The 20,519-nt window shown below is 65.3% G+C and carries 21 protein-coding genes; 13 read left to right on the top strand and 8 right to left on the bottom strand.

Annotation, left to right across the window (positions count from 1 at the left end; all coding sequences use genetic code 11):
* The first annotated feature begins 57 nt into the window (after window positions 1–57).
* A complete protein-coding gene (locus AAG821_RS18240; protein ID WP_341909740.1) occupies window positions 58–1,698 on the top strand; it encodes an acyl-CoA synthetase in 1,641 nt (546 codons plus the stop codon).
* Between the two features lie 69 nt (window positions 1,699–1,767).
* Here the strand turns inward: AAG821_RS18240 and AAG821_RS18245 are convergent, their stop codons facing one another.
* Entirely contained in the window at window positions 1,768–1,929 is a 162-nt protein-coding gene (locus AAG821_RS18245) for a YdcH family protein (protein WP_341909742.1), read from the bottom strand.
* A 288-nt stretch (window positions 1,930–2,217) separates the two neighbouring features.
* Between AAG821_RS18245 and AAG821_RS18250 the strand changes: the two genes are divergently transcribed.
* The gene (locus tag AAG821_RS18250; RefSeq protein WP_341909744.1) at window positions 2,218–2,808 is read left to right on the top strand and encodes a UbiX family flavin prenyltransferase; all 591 of its coding nucleotides are present in this window, start codon (window positions 2,218–2,220) and stop codon (window positions 2,806–2,808) included.
* Between the two features lie 6 nt (window positions 2,809–2,814).
* Here the strand turns inward: AAG821_RS18250 and AAG821_RS18255 are convergent, their stop codons facing one another.
* Window positions 2,815–3,387 carry a TIGR02444 family protein gene (locus AAG821_RS18255; RefSeq protein ID WP_341909746.1) on the bottom strand — a complete coding sequence of 191 codons (573 nt, stop codon included), beginning with the start codon at window positions 3,385–3,387 and terminating at the stop codon, window positions 2,815–2,817.
* Between the two features lie 52 nt (window positions 3,388–3,439).
* Between AAG821_RS18255 and AAG821_RS18260 the strand changes: the two genes are divergently transcribed.
* Entirely contained in the window at window positions 3,440–3,655 is a 216-nt protein-coding gene (locus AAG821_RS18260; protein ID WP_297689660.1) for a DUF465 domain-containing protein, read from the top strand.
* Here the strand turns inward: AAG821_RS18260 and AAG821_RS18265 are convergent.
* Window positions 3,652–4,569 carry a LysR family transcriptional regulator gene (locus AAG821_RS18265; protein ID WP_341909751.1) on the bottom strand — a complete coding sequence of 306 codons (918 nt, stop codon included), beginning with the start codon at window positions 4,567–4,569 and terminating at the stop codon, window positions 3,652–3,654. The two genes, AAG821_RS18260 and AAG821_RS18265, sit on opposite strands and share 4 nt — an antisense overlap.
* 86 nt (window positions 4,570–4,655) lie before the next feature.
* Between AAG821_RS18265 and AAG821_RS18270 the strand changes: the two genes are divergently transcribed.
* The 5 genes from AAG821_RS18270 (at window position 4,656) to AAG821_RS18290 (ending at window position 9,783) form a co-directional block, all read left to right on the top strand.
* The gene (locus AAG821_RS18270) at window positions 4,656–6,035 is read left to right on the top strand and encodes an acyclic terpene utilization AtuA family protein (RefSeq protein ID WP_341909753.1); all 1,380 of its coding nucleotides are present in this window, start codon (window positions 4,656–4,658) and stop codon (window positions 6,033–6,035) included.
* Entirely contained in the window at window positions 6,032–6,382 is a 351-nt protein-coding gene (locus AAG821_RS18275; RefSeq protein WP_341909755.1) for a hypothetical protein, read from the top strand. Before AAG821_RS18270 ends, AAG821_RS18275 begins: the two co-directional genes overlap by 4 nt.
* A 14-nt stretch (window positions 6,383–6,396) precedes the next feature.
* On the top strand, window positions 6,397–7,356 hold the full coding sequence (locus AAG821_RS18280) for a tripartite tricarboxylate transporter substrate binding protein (protein ID WP_341909757.1): 960 nt from the start codon (window positions 6,397–6,399) through the stop codon (window positions 7,354–7,356).
* 157 nt (window positions 7,357–7,513) lie between these two features.
* Complete coding sequence (locus AAG821_RS18285) at window positions 7,514–8,482, top strand: NAD-dependent epimerase/dehydratase family protein (RefSeq protein ID WP_341909759.1); 969 nt, start codon at window positions 7,514–7,516, stop codon at window positions 8,480–8,482.
* Window positions 8,479–9,783, top strand: coding sequence for an NAD(P)-binding domain-containing protein (locus AAG821_RS18290; RefSeq protein WP_341909761.1), 1,305 nt, complete (start codon window positions 8,479–8,481; stop codon window positions 9,781–9,783). Before AAG821_RS18285 ends, AAG821_RS18290 begins: the two co-directional genes overlap by 4 nt.
* On the opposite strand, the gene AAG821_RS18295 is transcribed toward AAG821_RS18290, so the two are convergent.
* The 5 genes from AAG821_RS18295 to AAG821_RS18315 all read right to left on the bottom strand — a co-directional run bounded on the left by AAG821_RS18295 (window position 9,780) and on the right by AAG821_RS18315 (window position 14,617).
* The gene (locus AAG821_RS18295) at window positions 9,780–10,733 is read right to left on the bottom strand and encodes an aldo/keto reductase (protein WP_341909763.1); all 954 of its coding nucleotides are present in this window, start codon (window positions 10,731–10,733) and stop codon (window positions 9,780–9,782) included. The two genes, AAG821_RS18290 and AAG821_RS18295, sit on opposite strands and share 4 nt — an antisense overlap.
* Before the next feature lie 89 nt (window positions 10,734–10,822).
* A complete protein-coding gene (locus AAG821_RS18300) occupies window positions 10,823–12,202 on the bottom strand; it encodes an NAD(P)/FAD-dependent oxidoreductase (RefSeq protein ID WP_341909764.1) in 1,380 nt (459 codons plus the stop codon).
* 85 nt (window positions 12,203–12,287) lie between these two features.
* On the bottom strand, window positions 12,288–12,893 hold the full coding sequence (locus AAG821_RS18305; RefSeq protein WP_341909765.1) for a LysE family translocator: 606 nt from the start codon (window positions 12,891–12,893) through the stop codon (window positions 12,288–12,290).
* Window positions 12,894–12,947: 54 nt separating this feature from the next.
* Window positions 12,948–13,820 carry a prephenate dehydratase gene (locus AAG821_RS18310; protein ID WP_341909767.1) on the bottom strand — a complete coding sequence of 291 codons (873 nt, stop codon included), beginning with the start codon at window positions 13,818–13,820 and terminating at the stop codon, window positions 12,948–12,950.
* 29 nt (window positions 13,821–13,849) lie between these two features.
* Window positions 13,850–14,617 carry a 3-deoxy-manno-octulosonate cytidylyltransferase gene (locus AAG821_RS18315; RefSeq protein ID WP_341909769.1) on the bottom strand — a complete coding sequence of 256 codons (768 nt, stop codon included), beginning with the start codon at window positions 14,615–14,617 and terminating at the stop codon, window positions 13,850–13,852.
* Window positions 14,618–14,843: 226 nt separating this feature from the next.
* Between AAG821_RS18315 and AAG821_RS18320 the strand changes: the two genes are divergently transcribed.
* From AAG821_RS18320 to AAG821_RS18340, 5 genes are read left to right on the top strand one after another with little or no spacing between them, the layout of a single operon-like run.
* Window positions 14,844–15,386: a cytochrome c family protein gene (locus AAG821_RS18320; protein ID WP_341909771.1), complete on the top strand. Its 543-nt coding sequence runs from the start codon at window positions 14,844–14,846 to the stop codon at window positions 15,384–15,386.
* Between the two features lie 34 nt (window positions 15,387–15,420).
* The gene (gene hisN, locus AAG821_RS18325) at window positions 15,421–16,221 is read left to right on the top strand and encodes a histidinol-phosphatase (RefSeq protein ID WP_341909772.1); all 801 of its coding nucleotides are present in this window, start codon (window positions 15,421–15,423) and stop codon (window positions 16,219–16,221) included.
* An 18-nt stretch (window positions 16,222–16,239) separates the two neighbouring features.
* Entirely contained in the window at window positions 16,240–18,069 is a 1,830-nt protein-coding gene (locus AAG821_RS18330) for an extracellular solute-binding protein (protein ID WP_341909774.1), read from the top strand.
* An 8-nt stretch (window positions 18,070–18,077) separates the two neighbouring features.
* A complete protein-coding gene (locus tag AAG821_RS18335) occupies window positions 18,078–18,683 on the top strand; it encodes a GNAT family protein (protein WP_341909776.1) in 606 nt (201 codons plus the stop codon).
* Window positions 18,680–20,509 carry an extracellular solute-binding protein gene (locus tag AAG821_RS18340; RefSeq protein WP_341909778.1) on the top strand — a complete coding sequence of 610 codons (1,830 nt, stop codon included), beginning with the start codon at window positions 18,680–18,682 and terminating at the stop codon, window positions 20,507–20,509. The genes AAG821_RS18335 and AAG821_RS18340 overlap by 4 nt, the downstream gene beginning before the upstream one ends.
* The last annotated feature ends 10 nt before the right edge of the window (window positions 20,510–20,519 follow it).

The following is a 20,519-nucleotide window of genomic DNA, read 5'->3' on the forward strand; positions in this document are numbered from 1 at the left end:
GTTGCTGAATGGGCGCAATATGCTCTAGCTTGGCGCGCCTGCAGGGGAAAACGCCAGATGAGCACGATTTACGACCGCGATCTCGACAAGAACCGGGCCAATTACGAGGCCCTGTCGCCCTTGAGTTTCCTGCGCCGCACCGCCGACGTGTTTCCCGACCATCTGGCGGTGATCCATGGCAAGCTGCGCTACAGCTATGGCGCACTATATGAGCGCTGCCGCCGGCTGGCCTCGGCGCTGGAAAAGCGCGGCATCAAGCGTGGCGACACCGTGGCGATCATCGCCCCCAACACGCCGGCCCATCTGGAGGCGCATTTCGGCATTCCCGCCACCGGCGCGGTGATCAATGCGATCAACACCCGGCTGGATGCCGCCGCCATCGCCTTTATCCTGGAACATGGCGAGGCCAAGATCCTGTTCACCGACCGCGAATACAGCGCGGTGGTGAAGCAGGCTGTGCATATCTCCGGCAACAAGCCGCTGGTGATCGATATCGACGATCATCTGTGCAGCACCGGCGAACTGTTCGGCGCCATGGAATACGAGGATTTCCTGAAAACCGGCGATCCCGACTGGGCCTGGCGCGGCGTGGCCGATGAATGGGATGCCATTTCACTCGGTTATACCTCCGGGACGACGGGCAATCCCAAGGGCGTGGTGACGCATCATCGCGGCGCCTATCTGAATGCCGTGGGCAACGCGGTCACCTGGAACCTGCCCAAGCATCCGCGCTATCTGTGGACGCTGCCGATGTTCCATTGCGACGGCTGGTGCTTCCCCTGGACCATCACCATGCTGGCCGGCGTGCATGTCTGCCTGCGCAAGGTAGACCCGGCTTTGGTGTTCGACAGCTTCCTCAATCATGGTGTGACGCATTTCTGCGGCGCGCCCACCGTGCTGACCATGCTGATCAACGCACCCGACGATGTGCGGGCGAAACTTCAGCCGGGCGTGAAATGCATGACTGCGGGCGCCGCGCCGCCGGCCGCGGTGCTGGCCGCCATGGAAAAAATGGGCTTCGACGTGACGCATGTCTATGGCCTGACCGAGGTCTACGGCCCGGCCGTGGTCTGCGACTGGCATGCGGAATGGGATGCGCTGCCGCTGCCTGAGAAAGCTGCGGTGAAGGCACGCCAGGGCGTGCGCTATCACGTGGAAGAAGACGTCACCGTGCTGAATCCCGAAACCATGGAGCGCGTGCCGGAAGACGGCGAGACCATGGGCGAGATCATGTTCCGCGGCAATATCGTGATGAAGGGCTATCTGAAGAATCCAAAGGCGACGGAAGAAGCCTTTGCCGGCGGCTGGTTCCATTCCGGCGATCTGGGCGTGCTGCATCCCGGCGGCTACATGCAGATCAAGGACCGCTCGAAAGACATCATCATTTCCGGCGGTGAGAATATCTCGACCATCGAGGTGGAGGGCGTGCTCTACATGCACCCCGACATCGTCGAGGCCGCCGTGGTGGCGCGGCCGGACAGCCATTGGGGCGAGACGCCCTGCGCCTTCGTCACCCTGCGCAATGGCGCCACCGTCACGCCCGACCAGAAAGGCAGCGACGAGATCATCGCCTTCTGCAAGGAGCGGCTGGCGCGATTCAAGGTGCCGAAGACCGTGGTGTTCAGCGAGCTGCCGAAAACCTCGACGGGCAAGATTCAGAAGTTTGAGCTGCGCGAACGGGCCAAGGCTCTGGGCTGATCAAGGCTCTGGGCTGATTATAGTCCCGGGCTGATCAAGGCCCGAACCCTGGCCGGCGCAGGCGAACTGCTAGGACTGTCGGGAGATTTCTTCTTTCAGCTTCAGCTTTTCACGCTTGAGCTGGGTGACACGGGTGGTGTCGGGCATCGGGCGGTGGATCTCGTCATCGATCGCCGCTTGCAGGGCATGATGTTTTTCGATGAGAGTGTCGAGATGCGCCGTATGATTCATCGCATGCTCCTCCTTCCGGTTTGGAGCGCGTCAACCAGTTCGACTGCGGTCGCCCTGACATGGCGCGACCGCACCGGTGCGCGCCTGATAGAAGTTAAGCACTGCCCTTCGCCTTTGTCAGCCCCAAACAACCTTTTTTTCAAATAAGCGAGTCGCCGTATGCGCCGCATACAGAAATCTGCCGGAAAAACCGCACCTAAACGGGTGGCTGCAAAAGCAGTGCTGCCTGCAGGACGCATCAGGAAACGCAGCCAAGCTGCGAAACCGGCGGGGAAATTGGCACCTGCAATGATCCGTCCACCGGCCCAGCGTCGCCTGGTGGTCGGCATCACCGGCGCTTCGGGGGTGATTTACGGCATCCGTTTATTGGAAGCACTGCAGCAAAGCGGTATCGAGTCGCATCTGGTGCTCAGCCGCGCCGCCGAAATGACGATTGCCTATGAAACGCAATACAGCATCAAGGATGTGAAGGCGCTGGCGCATACCACATACGCGGTGGCCGATATCGGCGCCGCGGTGTCGTCGGGCTCGTTCCAGACACTGGGCATGGCCATCGTGCCCTGCTCGATGAAGACGCTGGCCGAGATCGCCACCGGCGTCACCACCACGTTGCTCAGCCGCGCCGCCGATGTGACGCTGAAGGAACGCCGCCGGCTGGTGCTGGTGCCACGCGAAACGCCGCTGCATCTGGGTCATCTGCGCAACATGACGGCGGTGACCGAGATGGGCGCCATCGTGGCGCCGCCGATGCCGGGCTTCTATGCGATGCCGCAGACGCTGGACGATCTGATCGGCCATACGGTGGGACGCGTGCTCGACCTCTTTGGCCTCGATGCCGGCCTGGTCAAGCGCTGGACCGGCAAGCCCGCCAAAGCGTGAAAGCCCTCAGGTAAACGCAATCCGCAACAGGTCCGCGCCCAGCTGCAGCGCCTGCTGGTCGCCCGGGGCCAGCCGCTCCAGATAGGCGCCGAGATGCGCGGCGGCGGCATCGATCTCGTCGTCGCGCTGCGGCGGCGCCGGCCCGCGTTGGCCCGGCCCGATGCGGCTGGCGGCCGAGAGCCAGACCTGGGCGACCTGCTCGAGCCTCAGCTCCAGCGCCTTGATGTCTTCATAGAGAGCATCCGCCGTCGGCTCGGCGTCGCGCAGCGCCTTGAGTGCCCGGCGGGCCGCGCGCAGCGGCTGCAGCACGGCATTGACCGGCGCCACCGCAGCCTCGACCCGGTCGAGTTCGCTCTCGGCCCAGCCCAGATAGCCGCGCCGCGCCCGCCAGAACCCCAGCAGCAGCAGGTTCACATCGGCGCCGAAGCCGTCCTGCAGGGCAAGACAGGCTTCTGCCGCCCCCGGGCGATCGTACAGGCTTAAGGAAAAGGCCCAGAAGCCGGCCGCCGGTGGTTCGTCCGGCCGGGCAGGAATTTTGTCGGAATTGGCCGTTTTCGGCCCACTGTCAGACTCGGTCATCCATGCTATGGTAACGGGCTTTTTGGCGTCCAGGGTAGGCTTGAGTGAGAGCATGAATTTTCCCGGTCCGATCGATACCGAGGAATTGCAGCGCAAGCTGGTCGACCTGCGCGCCGAGCATCGCGATCTGGATGATGCGATTGCCGCCCTGGCCGAACAGCCGAGCCTGAACCTGATCCAGATCCAGCGCATGAAAAAGCGCAAGCTGGCGCTGAAGGATCAGATCACCCGGATCGAGAACCTGCTGATCCCCGATATCATCGCCTAGGCCTTGCTCGGCCGCATCCCGGCATAGGCCGTGCGGATTTCACCCACCAGTGCCTGTGCCGGGGCCGACAGCTGGCGGCCTTTCAGCTGCAGGAAGCCGATCTGGCGGCTGAGGCTGGGCCCGGTCAGCGGCCGCATGGTCAGGCGATCGCTGGAGAACATAGAGAAGGTCAGCGCCGGCAGCGCCGTGACGCCCAGCCCCGCCGAGACCAGTGCGATGGCGGAGGCGATCTGCTCGACCTCAAACCGCGGCTGCAGCGCAAAATCGGCCTGTAGCAGCACCGCATCGGCGAGCCGCCGCACCGAGGTGGAGCCCGCCATCGCCACGTAAGGATGGCCTTCCAGCGCGCTCCACGGCAGCGCGCCCTTTCCCTTGGCCAGAACATGATCGTTGCGGCAGACCAGGTGGATGCGGTCGGCGCCGATCTCGTCATAGGACAATGCCGCGGTCTCCGCGATGCGCGTGGTGACGGCGAAATCGGCCAGGCCATCGGCCACCATCGCCACCGCGCGCTCATGCATCACGTCGCGGATCGCCACGTCGATGCCCGGATACTTTTCCTGCATCACCTTCAGCGCGCGCGGCAGGATTGAGGCGGCAATCGAGGGCAGCACCGCGATGGTAAGCCGGCCATGCAGCCCGTCGCTGCGCGAGGCCACGCCCTGCATCGCCACCTTGAAATCGCGCAGCAGGTCGTCTGCCACGGCGCCGAGATGGCGGCCGTCCGCCGTGGGCGTCACCTTGCGCGTGGTGCGGTCGAACAGCATCAGCCCCAGCTCGGCCTCGATCTTGCGGATCGCCACGCTGAGCGCCGGCTGCGAGATGCGCAGCTTTTCGGCAGCCTCGGTGAAGCTGGGTGCGCGCAAGGTGGTGGCGAAAATCTCGAGCTGGCGCAGGGTGAGATTGATAGGCATGAATTATAAGTCCATATGTATTATATATTGGAAGTTATAGATCGAAACCGGCAGCCTGTCGCCCGAGGAAACCAGAGTCGGGCGCAATGCCAGTCACAACAGTTCATATCGGCGCCGGGGCCGGCTTTGCCGGCGACCGCGCGGGCGCAGCATTGCCGGTGGTGCAGGCACTGGCGGCATCCGGTGCGCCCTCCTTCCTGATCTTTGAGACCCTGGCCGAGCGCACGCTGGCGCTGGCACAGCTGGAGCGGCAGCGCGATCCGCAGGCGGGCTACAGCCCCAGCCTGGTCGCCCTGCTGCAGCCGGTGCTGGCGCTCTGCCTGCACCACAAGATCCGCATCGTCAGCAATTTCGGCGCCGCCCATCCGCAGGCGGCCGCACGCCGCATCCGCGCCATGGCCGCCGACATGGGCTTTCCACAGGCGAAGATCGCGGTGGTGAGCGGCGATGACCTGAGTGCGCGATTCAGCACCGCCGATCTGGCGGCCCGCGAAACCGATGGCAGACTGTTGCAGGGTCGCGGCAGCATCGTGGCCGCCAATGCCTATCTCGGCGCGCAGCCGATTGCCGAGGCGCTGGATGCCGGCGCCGATATCGTGGTGACCGGGCGCGTTGCCGATCCCGCCCTGGTGCTGGGCCCGCTGGTGCATGCCTTCGGCTGGCGCTGGGACGACTGGGACCGGCTCGCCGCCGGCACGCTGGTCGGCCATCTGCTGGAATGCGGACCGCAGGTCAGCGGCGGCTATTTCGCCGATCCCGGCTTCAAGGACGCGCCCTCCGGACATGCAGGCGACTTTGTCGAGATCGGCTATCCCATCGCCGAGGTGCGTGCCGATGGCAGCGCCATCATCACCAAGCCCGCCGGCACCGGCGGCGTGGTGGATCTGCGCACGGTGAAGGAGCAGATGCTTTACGAGATCCACGATCCGGCCGCCTATCTGACGCCCGATGTGGTGCTGGACATCACCCAGGTGGAGGTGGAGCAGGCCGGCCCGGATCGCGTGGCCCTGCGCGGGGCGCGCGGCCGCGCCCGGCCCGCCACGCTGAAGGCCACGGTCTGCTTCCCTGCCGGCCTGTTCGGCGAGGCCGAGATTTCCTATGCCGGGCCGAATGCCACCGCACGCGCCCGGCTCGCCATCGATATCATCCGCGCGCGCATGGCACGGCTGCAGCCCGCTCTCGCACTCCGCGCCGATATCATCGGCGTGGTGAGCAGCTTTGGCGACAGCGCCGGCCACGATCTCGCCGCCGCCACGGCGGAGAGCGAGGATGTGCGCGTACGCTTTGCCGCCCGCCATGCGGATGCCGCGCCGGTGCAGCAGCTGCTGGCGGAAGTCGAGGCCCTGTATGTCGCCGGCCCGGCCGGCGGCGGCGGCGTGCGCAGGCATCTGGTGCCGCAGCTGGCCAGCGCGTCCTGCCTGATCGAACGCGAGCTGGTGCAGCCCGGCATGGAGCTGCTGGCATGAGCGCAGTCCTGCTCCATCAGCTCGCCCATGCCCGCTCGGGCGACAAGGGCAACCGGCTCAACATCGCGCTGATCTGCTACCGGCCGGAATTCTTCGACACCGTCGCCGCGCAGGTGACGCCAGACCGCGTCGCCCAACTGTTTGCCGGCCGCGATGTCGGCGCCGTGCAGCGCTACGACCTGCCAAAGCTCTGGGCCTTCAACTTCGCGCTCGATCACGCGCTGGATGGTGGCGTCAATGCCAGCCTCGGTCTCGACGGCCATGGCAAGACCCTGTCCTTCCGGCTGCTGACCCTGACGGTCGCACTACCGCCCGCTATTTTGTCCCTTGTTCAACAGCCTGCATAAAAACGGAGGAAACCATGCGCATCCTGTCATCACTTGTCCTGCTGGCCGCCACGGCCATCGCCCTGCCCGCTTTGGGGCAAAGTTATCCGAACAAACCGATCAAGTTCATCGTGCCGTTTGCCGCCGGCAGCGCCACCGATACGGTGGCCCGCGTGGTTGGCGACTATGTCGGCAAAGACCTCAAGCAGAATGTGGTGGTGGAAAATGCCGCCGGCGGCAACGGCGTGATCGCGGCACAGAAGGTGGCGCAGGCCGCCCCCGATGGCTACACGCTGCTGATCTCGACCAACACCACCCATGCGGCCAACCAGAGCATGCTGAAAAAGCTGCCCTATGACGCGGTGAAGGATTTCGAGACCGTCAGCATGCTGGGCACCATTCCGATGGCGCTGGTGGTCAACCCGTCGATCCCGGTCAACAGCGTGGCCGAGCTGATCGCCTATGCCAAGGCCAACCCGAACAAGCTGAGCTTCGGCGCCGGCTCGAGTTCCTCGCGCATCAGCGTCGAGATGTTCAAGACCATGACCGGCACCGACATCCTGCACGTGCCCTACAAGAGCAACCCGCAGGCGGTGACCGACCTGATCGGCGGCCAGCTGTCGCTGATGATCGCCGATGTCTCCACCACCCTGCCGCAGGTCGCCGCCGGCAAGGTGAAGGCGCTGGGTGTCTCCACCAAGGGGCCGTCGCCGGTGGCGCCGGGCCTGCCCACCATCGCGAGCCAGGGCGTGCCGGGCTATGAGATCACCGCCTGGTTCGCCGCCTGGCTGCCGGCCAAGACCGATACGGCGATTGCCGACACATTGCAGAAATCGATGGCCGCGGCCGTGGCCGACAAGGACGTGCAGGCCAGGCTGCTGGCCGCCGGCGTCGAACCGCAATCGAGCAGCCGCAAGCAGCTGGCCGATTTCGTCGTCTCGGAAACCGAGAAATGGGCCAAGGCGGTGAAGGCCGCCGGCATCGAGCCGGAATAAGCCGCGCCATACAGGCAAGACAGAACGGGCAGGCCCTGATCGGCCTGCCCGTTTTGCATTTGCGATTGCCGTTACGGCATGCCGCGCGCGGAAAGCGGAAGCAATTGCATCGCTGCTCCCGGGGCGGATTAAATGGCCGCCCAGAAACGGAGGATGCATGCGCGTTGTTGTCACCGGTGCGGCCGGCTTTATCGGCCAGCGCCTCACCGCCGCCCTGATCGGGCAAGGCAGGCTGGCCGGACCGCAGCACTCCTCCATGGCGATTACCGAGCTGGTGCTGGCCGATCAGGTCGCCTTCGATCCACCGCCGGCCGGGGCCATCCGTGTCCGCTGCGTGACCGGCGACCTGCGCGATGCGGATTTCCGGCAGACACTGTTTGCCGGCGGCGCCGACAGCCTGTTCCATCTGGCCGCATCGCTGACCACCGAAGCCGAGCGCGACATCGCGCTGGGCATCGAGACCAATGTGCTGAGCCTGCTCGGCCTGCTGGCGCTGTGCCGCGCACAACCGGTGGCGCCGCGCCTGGTGTTTGCCAGCTCGATTGCCACCTTCGGCGGTGCATTGCCGGCGGTGGTGGATGACAGCACGGCACAAACACCACAGACCTCCTACGGCGCCCATAAGGTGATCGCCGAGCAGCTGATCAGCGACCACAGCCGTCATGGCGTAGTGGATGGCCGCTGCCTGCGGCTGCCCATCGTGGTGATCCGCCCGCCCGCCGCACCATCGGTTTCCGACCGTGTCGCCGCCATCCTGCGTGAACCGCTGAACGGCCGGGATGTCGATTGCCCGTTCAGGCCGGAAACCCGCCTGCCGCTGGTTTCGGTGCAGGCCGTGGTGCGCAGCCTGCTGACCCTGCATGACCTGCCAGGCAACAGCCTGGGCCCGTTCCGCGCCTTCAACCTGCCGGCCCTGAGCGTCAGCGTCGCCGCGATGGTGGACAGCCTGCAGGCTTATAGCCACCGCAAGCTGGGCAAGGTGCGCTGGAAACCCGATGCCGCCATGCAGGCCATTGTCGATGGCTGGCCGGCACAGTTCGACTCCGCCCGTGCGCGGCAGCTCGGCATCCTGCCCGATGCCAGCCTGACAGAGATCATCGACGCCTATCTGAAGGACGCGGCATGACCGAGGGAAAGATCTGCATCATCGGCGCCGGATCGTCGGGCATCGCCGCCGCCAAGGCGCTGAAGCAGAAGGGCCTGGACTTCGACTGTTTCGAGAAAGGCTCGGATATCGGCGGCAACTGGCGCTACAACAACGACAACGGCGTGTCGGCGGCCTATCGCAGCCTGCATATCGATACCAGCCGCAAGAACCTGCAATACCCCGATTTCCCGACGCCCGACGACCTGCCGGATTTCCCCTCGCACTGGCAGGTGATGCAATACCTGGAGGATTACGCCACCCATTTCGGCATCCGGCCGCATATCCGCTTCCGCACCAGCGTGACAAAAGTCGAACCGGCAGCCGATGGACAATGGACCGTGACGCTGGACAGCGGCGAGACGCTGACCTACCGCGCCGTGATCGTTGCCAATGGCCATCTGTGGGATACGCGGCTGCCGGATTTCCCCGGCCACTTCAGCGGCACGCGGATCCATTCCCATGCCTACAAGACGGCGGCGCCATTCGAGGACAAGCGCGTGCTGGTGGTCGGCATCGGCAATTCAGCCGTCGATATCGCCGTCGACCTGTGCCGCCGGGCGCGCAGCGTGCATATCTCCACCCGGCGCGGTGCCTGGATCATGCCGAAATACATCCTCGGCATCCCGACCGACCGCTGGGGTGCCTTCCTGTCGCGCAAGCTGAAGCTGCCGACCGTACTGGCGCGCATGATCGTCAACAAACTGATGTACCTGACCGTGGGTGACCAGCGGCGCTATGGCATGCCGACACCAAAACATCCGATGTGGCGCGAGCATGCCACCATCAGCCAGGAACTGCTGCCCTATATCGGCCACGGCTGGATCAGGGTGAAACCGAATGTGGCCCGGCTGGACGGCGCGCGTGTCCACTTCGCCGATGGCAGCGCCGAGGATTTCGACGCCATCATCTATGCCACCGGCTACAGGACCAGCTTCCCCTTCCTCGATCCGGCGCTGTTCCAGGTGAAGGACAACGAGGCGCCGCAGCTGTATCGGCGCATGCGCGCACTCAACCAGCCCGGCCTGTATTTCGTCGGCCTGGTGCAGCCGATCGGCGCCACCATCCCGCTGGTGGAAATCCAGTCACGCTGGCTGGCCCGCGTGCTGGCCGGCGAGATCGCCCTGCCGTCGCAGGAGGCCATGCAGTCGGAAGTGCGCGAGCACTGGCGCGGCGTCAAGCGGCGCTACGTGGACAGCGCGCGCTACACCCTGGAAGTCGATTACCGCGACTATGCCACCGACCTGCGCGCCGACATGGCCAGCGGCAGGGCCGGGTATTAGGCCGCAAACGGCAATGGATCGAGCAGCGCGTTGACCTCGGCGAGATCGGCCGTCGACAGCACCGTTTCACCCGCCTGCACATTCTGCTCCAGCTGTTCCGGCTTGGTGGCGCCGGCGATCACGCTGGAAACCTGCGGCTTAGCCAGCAGCCAGGCAAAGGCCAGCTCGGTCATGCCGATGCCGCGCTTGTCGCACCAGCCGCGCAGGCGCTCCAGCGTGGCGAGATTGGCCGGCGTCATGTAGCGGTCGGCCAGTCGCTGGGTGTTGGCGAGCCGCGAGCCTTCGGCGGCAGCCCCCGCTCTGTGCTTGCCGGTGAGCAGTCCACTGGCCAGCGGGAAGAAGGGCAGGAAGCCGAGGCCGAAGCGGCTGCAGGCCGGCAGCTGTTCCATCTCGGCCTTGCGGAACACCAGACTGAGCTCGTCCTGTGCCGACACGAAACGATGCGTGCCGAGCTGCTTCGCTGTCCAGTCGGCATCGGCAAGCTGCCAGGAGCTGAAATTGGAATTGCCGATATAGCGCACCTTGCCCTGGGTGATCAGGTCGTCCAGTGCGCGCAGGGTCTCGTCGATTGGCGTGCGCGGATCGGGCTGGTGCTGCTGGTAGAGATCGATCCAGTCGGTCTGCAGCCGGGTCAGGCTGTCTTCCACCGCCTTCATGATATAGGCGCGCGAGGCGCCAACCTTCTTGCCGCTATCGTCCATCGGCATGGCGAATTTGGTCGCCAGCACGATGTCCTTGCGCCGGGCGCCGAGGATCTTGCCCATCTGGGTCTCGGAACCGCCCTTGTTGCCATAGATGTCGGCGGTGTCGAACAGCGTGATGCCGAGATCGAGCGCCTTGTGGATCACCTTGCGCGAGGCTTCGAGATCGAGGCGCATTTCGAAATTGTTGCAGCCGAGGCCGACTTCAGAAACCAGAAGGCCGGAGGTGCCGAGATTGCGGAATTTCATGGGAGGACGCTCTGCTGAGGAAAAGGCCGGCGCAGTATCGGACTCCGGCATGCGATCCGACAAGACCGAACCAAATTGGTCCGGTTATTTTAGCCCAGCACGCGCAGCGCTTCGGTGGCCGCGATCCGCCCCGACAGCCAGGCGCCGGTGGCCGAGCCGATCCAGTCGATCGGCGCGAAGGCCTCGCCGGCGAACAGCACGCGGGCGCGGCCGGCCGATGAGGTGAGCGCGCGGCCGGCATTGCGCCGCGCCGAGGCAAAGCCCGGCCTGGCAGTGGCGACCGAGCCACGGCTCCAGGGATCACGGCCCCATTGCGTGACGATGCCCTTGACGAAGCGGCGATCCACCGCCTCGCCCAGCATGGCGCGCACCTGGCTGCGCGCGGCGGCGATCATGGCGACATCGCCGCGGCCTTCGAGGTCACGCGCATAGTCGCCGCCGACCTGGGCGATCACCAGCGGCAGGCCTTGCGCATTCAGCCGCAGGCTCATCGCCCGCGTGCCCTGTATGCGCAGCAGCGCCTGGGTATTGGCCGGGGCCTCGAAGGTGCCGGCCTCGTATTGCAGCGCGATCCGGTCGATCAGGCCCATGCTCATGCGGCCGAGTGCCTCGCGCTGCGGTTCGGGCAGGCCGGGCTGGAACAGGATGCCGTCTTTGGCCGCCAGCAGGCCGAGCGGCAGGGTGACGATGCAGGCTTCCGCCTTCACCTGGCCTTCGGCGGTGGCGACCGTGACGCCGCTGCCGTTCCAGTCAATCCGCACCACCGCGTTGTTGAGAAACACCGGCAGGCCGGTGGCCGATTGCGCCACCCAGCTGCCAAAGCAGCCGGGCAGCCAGACATCGTTGCCGGTGCCGGCCAGCCGCGGCACATCCAGCGCCGAGACGGCGGAGAATTCCACGCCGACATGCAGCGGACCGGCCAGCGCCTTGGCCAGGTCAATCCAGCGCCCGCCGGGACCGGCAGAGTCGAGCTTGACGCGGCTGGCCAGCGGCACATCGCTGCGCAAGGTGCGGGCATCAAGCAGGGCATCGTCGAGCTTGTCATAGGCAAAGCCGAGCGCATCATAGTCATGCATCTCGGCATCGCGGGCCGCCTCGCCGCTGCGGTCCTGGTCGAACAGCCAGAAATCGCCGTCATCCGACTGCAGCCGCACATCGCGGCGGCGCAGTTCGGCGACCAGCGGATTGATGTCGGCCGAGCGCAGCATCGCGGCGCCGAGATCGACGGCGAAGCCCAGCCGCGCGGTATCGGTCCAGCAACGGCCGCCGACACGGTCGCGCGCTTCCAGCACCACGACACTGCGGCCGCGCTCCTGCAGCAGACGCGCCGCCGCCAGTCCGGCGAGGCCGGCGCCGATGATCACGACTTCGGTTTCACCCGGCGGCACCGAGGCGCGCGACCATGCCGGCAGCAGCGCTGCCGCCGCCGCCATGGTGATGGCCTGTCGTCGTGTTGTTCCCGGTGTCATGACGCCGCATTATGCCGCGAAGCTTGGCCGGCAGGATGATTTTTTGCCGCACCTGCAACACAAAATTGTCAGCGCAGCAGGCCAATCAACGCAGGATCATCGCCACCGATCCGGCCAGCGCCAGGCCCATTGCGATATTGAAGATGCGCTGCCGCCGGGGATCGCGCAGCAGGCGCTGGGCGGCCGCGCCGAAGACCAGCCAGAGCAGGCCGCTGGGCAGCGCGGCGGCGACGAAGACCAGCGCAAAAACGGCCGAGCGCAGGATCGCGTCGTCGCCACCGCCGGGCAGATAGGTCGCCACCGCGCCGGCACTGACCAGCCAGGCCTTCGGATTGACCCATTGCAATGCCGCCGCACCGAGAAAGCCCACCGGCTGCGGTGGTGGTGACACGGCAGCAGACTCGCCGGCAGGCGCCGTGGCGATCTTCCACGCCAGCCAGAGCAGAAAGGCAGCGCCCATGATGCGTAGGCCCTGCAGGACCTGCGGATGCGCCAGCACCATGCTGCCCAGGCCATAAGCAGCCAGAAACATCATCGACCCCATGCCGGCCGAGATGCCGAACAGGCAGGGCAGCCCGCGCCAGAAGCCGGCCTGTGCGCCGGTGGCAACCAGCAGCACATTGCTCGGTCCCGGGGTGATGGCCGCGACCACGGAAAACAGGAAGAAGGCCAGACTCTGCTCAGGCGTCATGCCGCCAGATCAGCACCGGCGGCGGCAGGCGTCTGGAAGATTTGTGCAGCGGCGTTAGGACTGGCGGCGGAAAGCGTGCGCGGTGAAGACGCCGATCACCTTGAGCGAGGAGCTGAAATATTCCAGCTCCTGCAGGGCGAGATCGACGCTGGCCTGCGCCGGATGGCCCTCGATCTCGGCATAGAATTCAGCGACCTGGAAACCATCGGACAGATAGCTTTCCAGCTTCACCACGTTGACGCCATTGGTGGCGAAACCGCCGAGCGCCTTGTACAGCGCCGCCGGCACGCTGCGGACGCGGAACATGATGGCGGTCAGGCTGTTCGGCGCTGCCACATCGGGATCGCGGCGCTGGCGCTCCAGCTTGATGAAACGCGTGGTGTTGGTGTGGTTGTCCTCGATATCGGGGCGCAGCACCTGCAGGCCATACAGCTCGCCGGCAATCGACGAGGCAATCGCGGCTTCCTCGACAGTGTTGCGCTCGGCCACATCCTTGGCCGAACCGGCGGTGTCGCTGGCGACGATGGCCTCGAGGCCGAGTTCCTTGATCACCTTGCGGCATTGCGACAGGCCCTGCACATGGCTGTAGACGCGCTTCACCGTCTTCAGCGAGGCCGACTTGGGCGCCAGCAGCTGGTGTCGCACGCGCAGGAAATGCTCGGCGGTGATGAACAGGCCGCCCTCGGGCAGCAGCTGATGGATATCGGCGACGCGGCCGGCGGTGGAATTCTCGATCGGGATCAGGCCGCAGGACGCCCTGCCCTCGCGCACGGCGGCGAAAGCATCCTCGAAACTCGGGCAGGGCAGCGCCACCATGGCCGGCAGCGCCTCGCGGCAGGCCAGATGCGAATAGGCACCGGGCGCCCCCTGGAAGGCCACGACCATTGCGGGATCGGTGGCGGCGGTGGCGATGCTGGCTGACGGCATGATGGGATCCGGACAGACGGAAGTGGAAATTATCGTTTCGCAGCCATGACTTGGCGGATGCGGGCGAGATCGGCCGGAGTATCGACCCCGAGCGGCAGGGTGTCAACGACAGCAGCCGCGATGCTCATGCCATTCTCCAGCGCGCGCAGCTGCTCCAGCTTTTCGCGCTGCTCCAGCGGCGAGGGCTGCAGCGCCACGAAGCGCTCGAGCGCCGCGCGGCGATAGGCATAGATGCCGATATGGTGCCACAGCGGCCCGGTGCCGCCCGGCACCGGGCGGCGGCTGAAATACAGCGCGCGGCCGACCGTCTGGCCGGGCGCCAGGCTGAGCACTGCCTTCACCACATTGGGATCGTCGATCTCATGGCTATCGACGATGGGGGTGGCGAGCGTGGCGATATCGATGGCGGGATCGGCCAGCGGGATGAGCGCGGCGGCCACCATCTTCGGGTCGATGGCCGGCAGGTCGCCCTGGAAATTCACGATGGCATCGTGCCTGCCGTCGGGGTCGAGCTTTTGCAGCGCTTCGAAAATGCGGTCGGAGCCCGAGGGGTGGTTCGGATCGGTCATCACCGCCTCGCCGCCGGCGGCCCTCACCGCATCGGCGATGGCCGCATCGCCGCAGGCGACGGCGACACGGGCAAAGCCGGCTTCCTCGGCCCGGCGCAGGCAATGCACGATCATTGGCAGGCCGTGGATATCGGCCAGCGGCTTGTCCGGCAGGCGGGTCGAGGCCAGCCGCGACGGGATCAGCACGATGGGTGTTTTCGGAGTCGCGCCAATGATAGTTTCTGGCATTCTTTAGGCCTTGAAAAAACAGTGAGATCGGCGGCAGGACCGGGACCGGGCAGCGACCCCGCCTGCATGCGGCACTTCGCCGCAGCCGGAGCGGCCGGGCGCCCTTCCCGGGGGGATATATACGGGTTGCGAACGGGTCGGGGAAGCCGCTAATGTCGCGGCGATTTTCAGGCGGTTTCGGGTACTTGGCCGGGACTGTCCTCCGTCGCCTCCAGGAGCTTCCCCGATGGATAGTTTTGAAATTAATAAAATGGTCGGCGCCGCGCTGTTCGCCCTGCTGATCATCATGGGTGTGAACCAGGTCGGCAACATGCTGGTCCATCCCAAGAAGCTCGCGGAAGCCGCCTACAAGATCGATGTGCCGGATGCCCCGGCCGCCGGTGGCGCTGCCCCGGCCGCCGAAGAAGCCGATCCGCCGGTCGCCGGCCTGCTGGCTGCCGCCAGCGTCGATGGCGGCAAGAAGGCGTTCGGCAAATGCGCCGCCTGCCACAGCGTGGACAAGGGCGGCCCCTCCAAGGTCGGCCCGAATCTCTATGACATCGTGCAGGCGCCGAAGGGCCATATGGCCGGCTTCGCCTATTCCGACGGCCTGAAGAAGACCGGCGGCGAATGGACCTATGACAGCCTCTATGCCTTCCTGAAGAATCCGAAGGCCTATGCCCCGGGCACCAAGATGGCCTATGCGGGTTCGAAGAGCGCCAAGGAGCGCGCCGACCTGATCGCCTATCTGCGCAGCCTGTCGGACAGCCCGAAGCCGCTGCCGAATTGATCGGACATCTGTCATTCCAGGGCCGGGATCTGTCATGACCGACATCCCGGCCCTTTTTGCTGCCCAGAGCGATGCGCTGGTCGCTTTCGCGCATCAGCTGGCCGACCTGGCCCGCGCCGAGATCCGGCCGCATTTCCGCCAGCCCATCGATGTTGTCAGCAAGGCCGATGCCTCGCCGGTGACGATTGCCGACCGCAATGCCGAAGCGGCGATGCGCAGGGCGATCGAGGCGCGCTATCCCGAGCATGGCATCTTCGGCGAGGAATACGGCCCGGTGCGCACCGATGCCGCCTGGCAATGGATTCTCGATCCCATCGACGGCACCAAGAGCTTTGTCTCCGGCCTGCCGATCTTCGGCACCCTGATCGCGCTGACCTTCGAGAACCGGCCGGTGCTGGGCGTGATCGACCAGCCGATCATGGCCGACCGCTGGATCGGCGCCATGGGCCGGCCGACCGAATTCAATGGCAAGCCGGCACGCACCAATGCGGATCGGGTGCTGAAGGATGCGGTGGTGATGACCACCTATGTCGACAGCTTCAGCGAGACCGAGCTGGCGGCGTTCACGACATTGCGAAAGGCCTGCCGCATCAATCGCATGTCGGGCGACTGCATCTGTTATGGTATGCTGGCCTCGGGGTTCGCCGATCTGGCACTGGATGGCCGGATGCAGCCCTACGACTATGCCGCACTGACACCGGTGATCGCCGGAGCGGGCGGTGTGGTGACCGACTGGGAAGGCGGGCCGCTGGAGATGCGCGGCCGGTCCCGCGTCCTGGCCGCAGCAAATCCGGCGCTGCACCGGGCCGCCATGGAGTATCTGTCCGGAGCCTGATTTTACGGGAGCGATTTGATGCGATCTGTGCTGCTGCCTGCCCTCCTCGCCCTCGCCCTTGCAACACCCGCCACGTTCCAGCCGTCCTGGGCCCAGACCAAGACCAGTCATGCGCTCTCGCTGCTCGGCGCGCCGAAATATCCGGCCGGTTTCACCCAGCTCGACTATGTCAATGTGAACGCGCCCAAGGGCGGCGAGGCCAAGCTGCATGCGGTCGGCGGCTTCGACAGCCTCAATCCCTTCATCCCGAAAGGCGACGAGGCGCCGGGTCTTGGCCTGATCTATGAAACGCTGATGGCCTCGCCGATGGACGACGACACCAGCGAATACGGCCTGATCGCCGAAACCGTGGAAGTACCCGACGACCTCAGCTTCGTGATTTTCAACCTGCGCGCCGAGGCCAAATGGGCCGATGGCAAGCCGATCACCGCTGAGGATGTGGCCTGGAGCTTCGAACAGATCCAGAAGCACGGCGAGCCGATGATGCAGCTGTATTACGCCAATGTGCAGAAGGCCGAGGTGCTGAACCCGCGCAAGGTGAAGTTCAGCTTCTCCGGCCCGAAGAACCGCGAGCTGCCGCAGATCATGGGCCAGTTGCCGGTGGTACAGAAAGCATTGTGGGAAAAACGCGGCTTCGACAAGCCGACGCTGGAAGCCTGGGCCGGCTCAGGCCCCTACAAGATCGCCAGCTTTGAGGCCAACCGCTTCATCGCCTACGAACGCCGCGCCGACTGGTGGGCCAGGGATCTGCCGCTCAACAAGGGCCGTTATAACTTCGACCGCATCCGCTATGACCTTTATCGCGACACCACGGTGACGCTGGAGGCCTTCAAATCCGGCCAGTATGACTTCCGCAGCGAGAATATCGCGCGCAACTGGCACACGGCTTACGACTTCCCGGCTGCCAACCAGGGTCTGGTGCAGAAGGCCGAACTGCCGCACCAGCGGCCAGCCGGCCTGAGCGGTTTCGTGTTCAATATCCGCAAGGCGAAATTCACCGATGCCCGCGTGCGCCGCGCCATCAGCCTGGCCTTCGACTATGAATGGACCAACAAGACCTTCTTCTACGGCGGCTATACCCGCAGCAGCAGCTATTTCCAGAATTCCGATTTCGCCGCGCGCGGCGAGCCAACCGCGGGTGAACTGAAACTGCTGGAACCGCTGCGCGCCTCGCTGCCCAAGGAAGTTTTCGGCCCGGCTTTCGCGGCGCCGGTTTCCGACGGCAGCGGGCAGGACCGCAAGAACCTGCGCGAGGCGGCGACCCTGCTGAAGGCGGCTGGCTGGGAGGTCAAAAACGGCAAGCTGACAGACGCCAGGGGCGAGGCCTTCCAGATCGAATTCCTGCTCGGCGATCCGAGCTATGAACGTCTGGTCGGACCGCTGGCGCAGAATCTGCAGCGCCTTGGCATCACCCTGACCATGCGCACGGTGGACAGTGCACAGTATGTCTCGCGCCTGCGCGCCTTCGACTTCGACATGATCTTCGGCGGCTGGGGCCAGTCGAATTCCCCCGGTAACGAACAGCGCAGCTTCTTTTCCTCGCAGGCCGCCGACAATCCGGCGAGCCGCAACTGGATCGGCCTGAAGAGCCCGGCGGTCGATACGCTGATCGACGCGGTAATCTATGCGCCCGAGCGCGACAGCCTGATCACGGCGACACGCGCGCTGGATCGTGCGCTGACCTGGGGTTATTACCTGGTGCCGGGCTGGCATCTGCCGGCTGACCGCGTTGCCTATTGGGACAAATTCGGCCGGCCGGAGAAGAATCCGAAGAATGGCGTCGACTTCATGGCCTGGTGGATTGATCCGGCCAAGGCGGCGAAACTCGCCGGCGCCAAACCGCAGTAAGGACTAGCATGACCTGGTTGAAGCCCGTCACCCTGCAGGACAGCGCCGTTGCCCTGGTACCCCTGAGTCACGATCACCATGATGCGCTGGCGGAAGCCGTGCAGGACGGCGAGTTGTGGAAGCTGTGGTACACGCTGATCCCGACGCCAGAAAAAATGACCGCCGAGATCGACCGCCGCCTGGGACTGCAGGACAAGGGCTCGATGCTGCCCTTCACCGTGATCGACAAGGCCCAGGACAAGCCGGTCGGCATGACCACCTATATGAATGTGGATGCCGCCAACCGGCGTGTGGAGATCGGCTCGACCTGGTATCGCAAGAGCATGCAGCGCACCGCGCTGAACACGCGCTGCAAGCTGATGCTGCTGGCCTACGCCTTCGAGACGCTGGACTGCATCGCCGTCGAATTCCGCACACATTTCTTCAACCAGCAGAGCCGCGAGGCGATTGCAAAGCTGGGCGCCAAGCAGGACGGCATCCTGCGCAACCACCAGATCGCCGGCAATGGCACGCTGCGCGATACCGTGGTGTTCAGTATCCTGCCCGATGAATGGCCGACAGTGAAAACCCATCTGCGCCATCGCCTCAATCTGGCTGAGGGCCAGGCAGCGTGAAGCTTGCGGCCCTCCTGACCGCCACCCTGCTGCTGGCCGGCAGCGCCATCCCTGTTGATGCCCGGGCGCAACCGCGCCATGGCCTCTCCGCCTTCGGCGACCTCAAGCATCCGCCGGGCTTCAGCCATTTCGATTACGTCAATCCGAATGCGCCCAAGGGCGGCGAGCTGCGCAGCTGGCAATTGGAGACCTTCGACAATCTCAACCCGCTGATCCTCAAGGGCGTGTCAGCACAGAATCTGAGCCTTACTTTCCAGAGCCTGATGGCGCGCGGCAAGGGCGAGCCCGATGCAGTCTATGCCGATCTGGCCGAGAGCGCCGAACTGGCACCGGATCGCAGCTGGGCGGCCTTCACCATCAATCCGAAGGCCCGTTTCAGCGATGGTTCGCCGGTGACGGCGGAGGATGTGGTCTTCACCATCGAGGCGACCCAGAAAGATGGGCACCCGCTGTATCAGCTGATCCTGCGCGATGTCGAAAGCGTCACCGCCGAAAGCCGCCTGCGCGTGGTGTTCCGCTTTGCCGATACCGAAAGCCGCCGCGACATGCCGCTGACCGTGGCGCAGCTGCCGATCCTGTCGAAGGCCTGGTTCAGGAACCGCGATTTCACCACCCCGACGATGGAGCCGGTGCTCGGCTCCGGCCCCTATCGCATTTCGCGGATCGATGCCGGCCGCAGCCTGGTCTTCGAGCGGGTGAAGGACTGGTGGGCCAGGGACCTGCCCGTCAACAAGGGGCGCTATAACTTCGACTGGTATCGCGACGATTACTATCGCGACCGCGAGATCGCCTTCGAGGCCTTCTTCGCCGGCGAATACGATTTCCGCGAGGAGGTCACCGCCCGCCACTGGGCCGCCAGCTATACCAACAAGCCGGCTTTCAACGATGGCCGGGTCAAGCGCGAAGTGCTGAAGGACGAGACGCCATCGGGCGTGCAGGCCTGGTTCCTGAACAGCCGCAAGCCGCATCTGAATGATGCCCGCGTGCGCCAGGCGATCAATCTGGCCTATGACTATGAATGGGCCAACAAGACGCTGTTCTATGGCCTTTACAAGCGCACGCGCTCGATGTTCGAGAATTCCGACCTCGCCGCCACCGGCCTGCCGAGTGCCGCCGAGCGCGACCTGCTGGAACCGTTCCGCGACCGCGTACCACCAGAGGTGTTCACCACCGAATTCCAGCCGCCGCGCACCGATGGTTCGGGCAACAACCGCGCCAACCTGAAACAGGCCCAGCAACTGCTGCTCGCAGCCGGCTGGGTGATCCGGGACGGCAAGCTGGTGGATGCCAAGGGCAAACCATTCGAACTGGAGTTCATGCTCTACGAGCCGAGCTTCCAGCGCATCATCAATCCGTTTGCGCGCAACCTGGAGCGCATCGGGATCACCATCTCGATCCGCGTGGTCGACCTCGCCAGTTTCGAGAACCGCATGCGCAACTTCGATTACGATGTGATGTCACGGCGCTTCGTGCAGCCGCTGACGCCCGGTATCGAACAGCGCAATTACTGGGCCTCGCGCTCGGCCGCCACTGTGGGCAGCTTCAATTTCTCCGGCGTCAACGATCCGGTGGTGGACGACCTGATCGAGCATATCGTCAAGGCCCGCAATCGCGACGAGCTGCGCGCCGCCACGCGAGCGCTGGACCGCGTGCTGATGTGGGGCTGGTATGTGGTGCCGCACTGGTACAGCGGCACCGTCAAGCTGGGCTACTGGGACCGCTTTGGCCGCCCGGCGCAGAAGCCGGCCTACGATGTGGGGCTGACCGATACCTGGTGGGTCGATCCCACGAAAGACAAGGCGCTCAATCTGCAGCGGCAGCGCTAGGCGCTTCAGC

The organism is Ferrovibrio terrae (assembly GCF_943372915.1).
Classification (GTDB): domain Bacteria; phylum Pseudomonadota; class Alphaproteobacteria; order Ferrovibrionales; family Ferrovibrionaceae; genus Ferrovibrio; species Ferrovibrio terrae_A.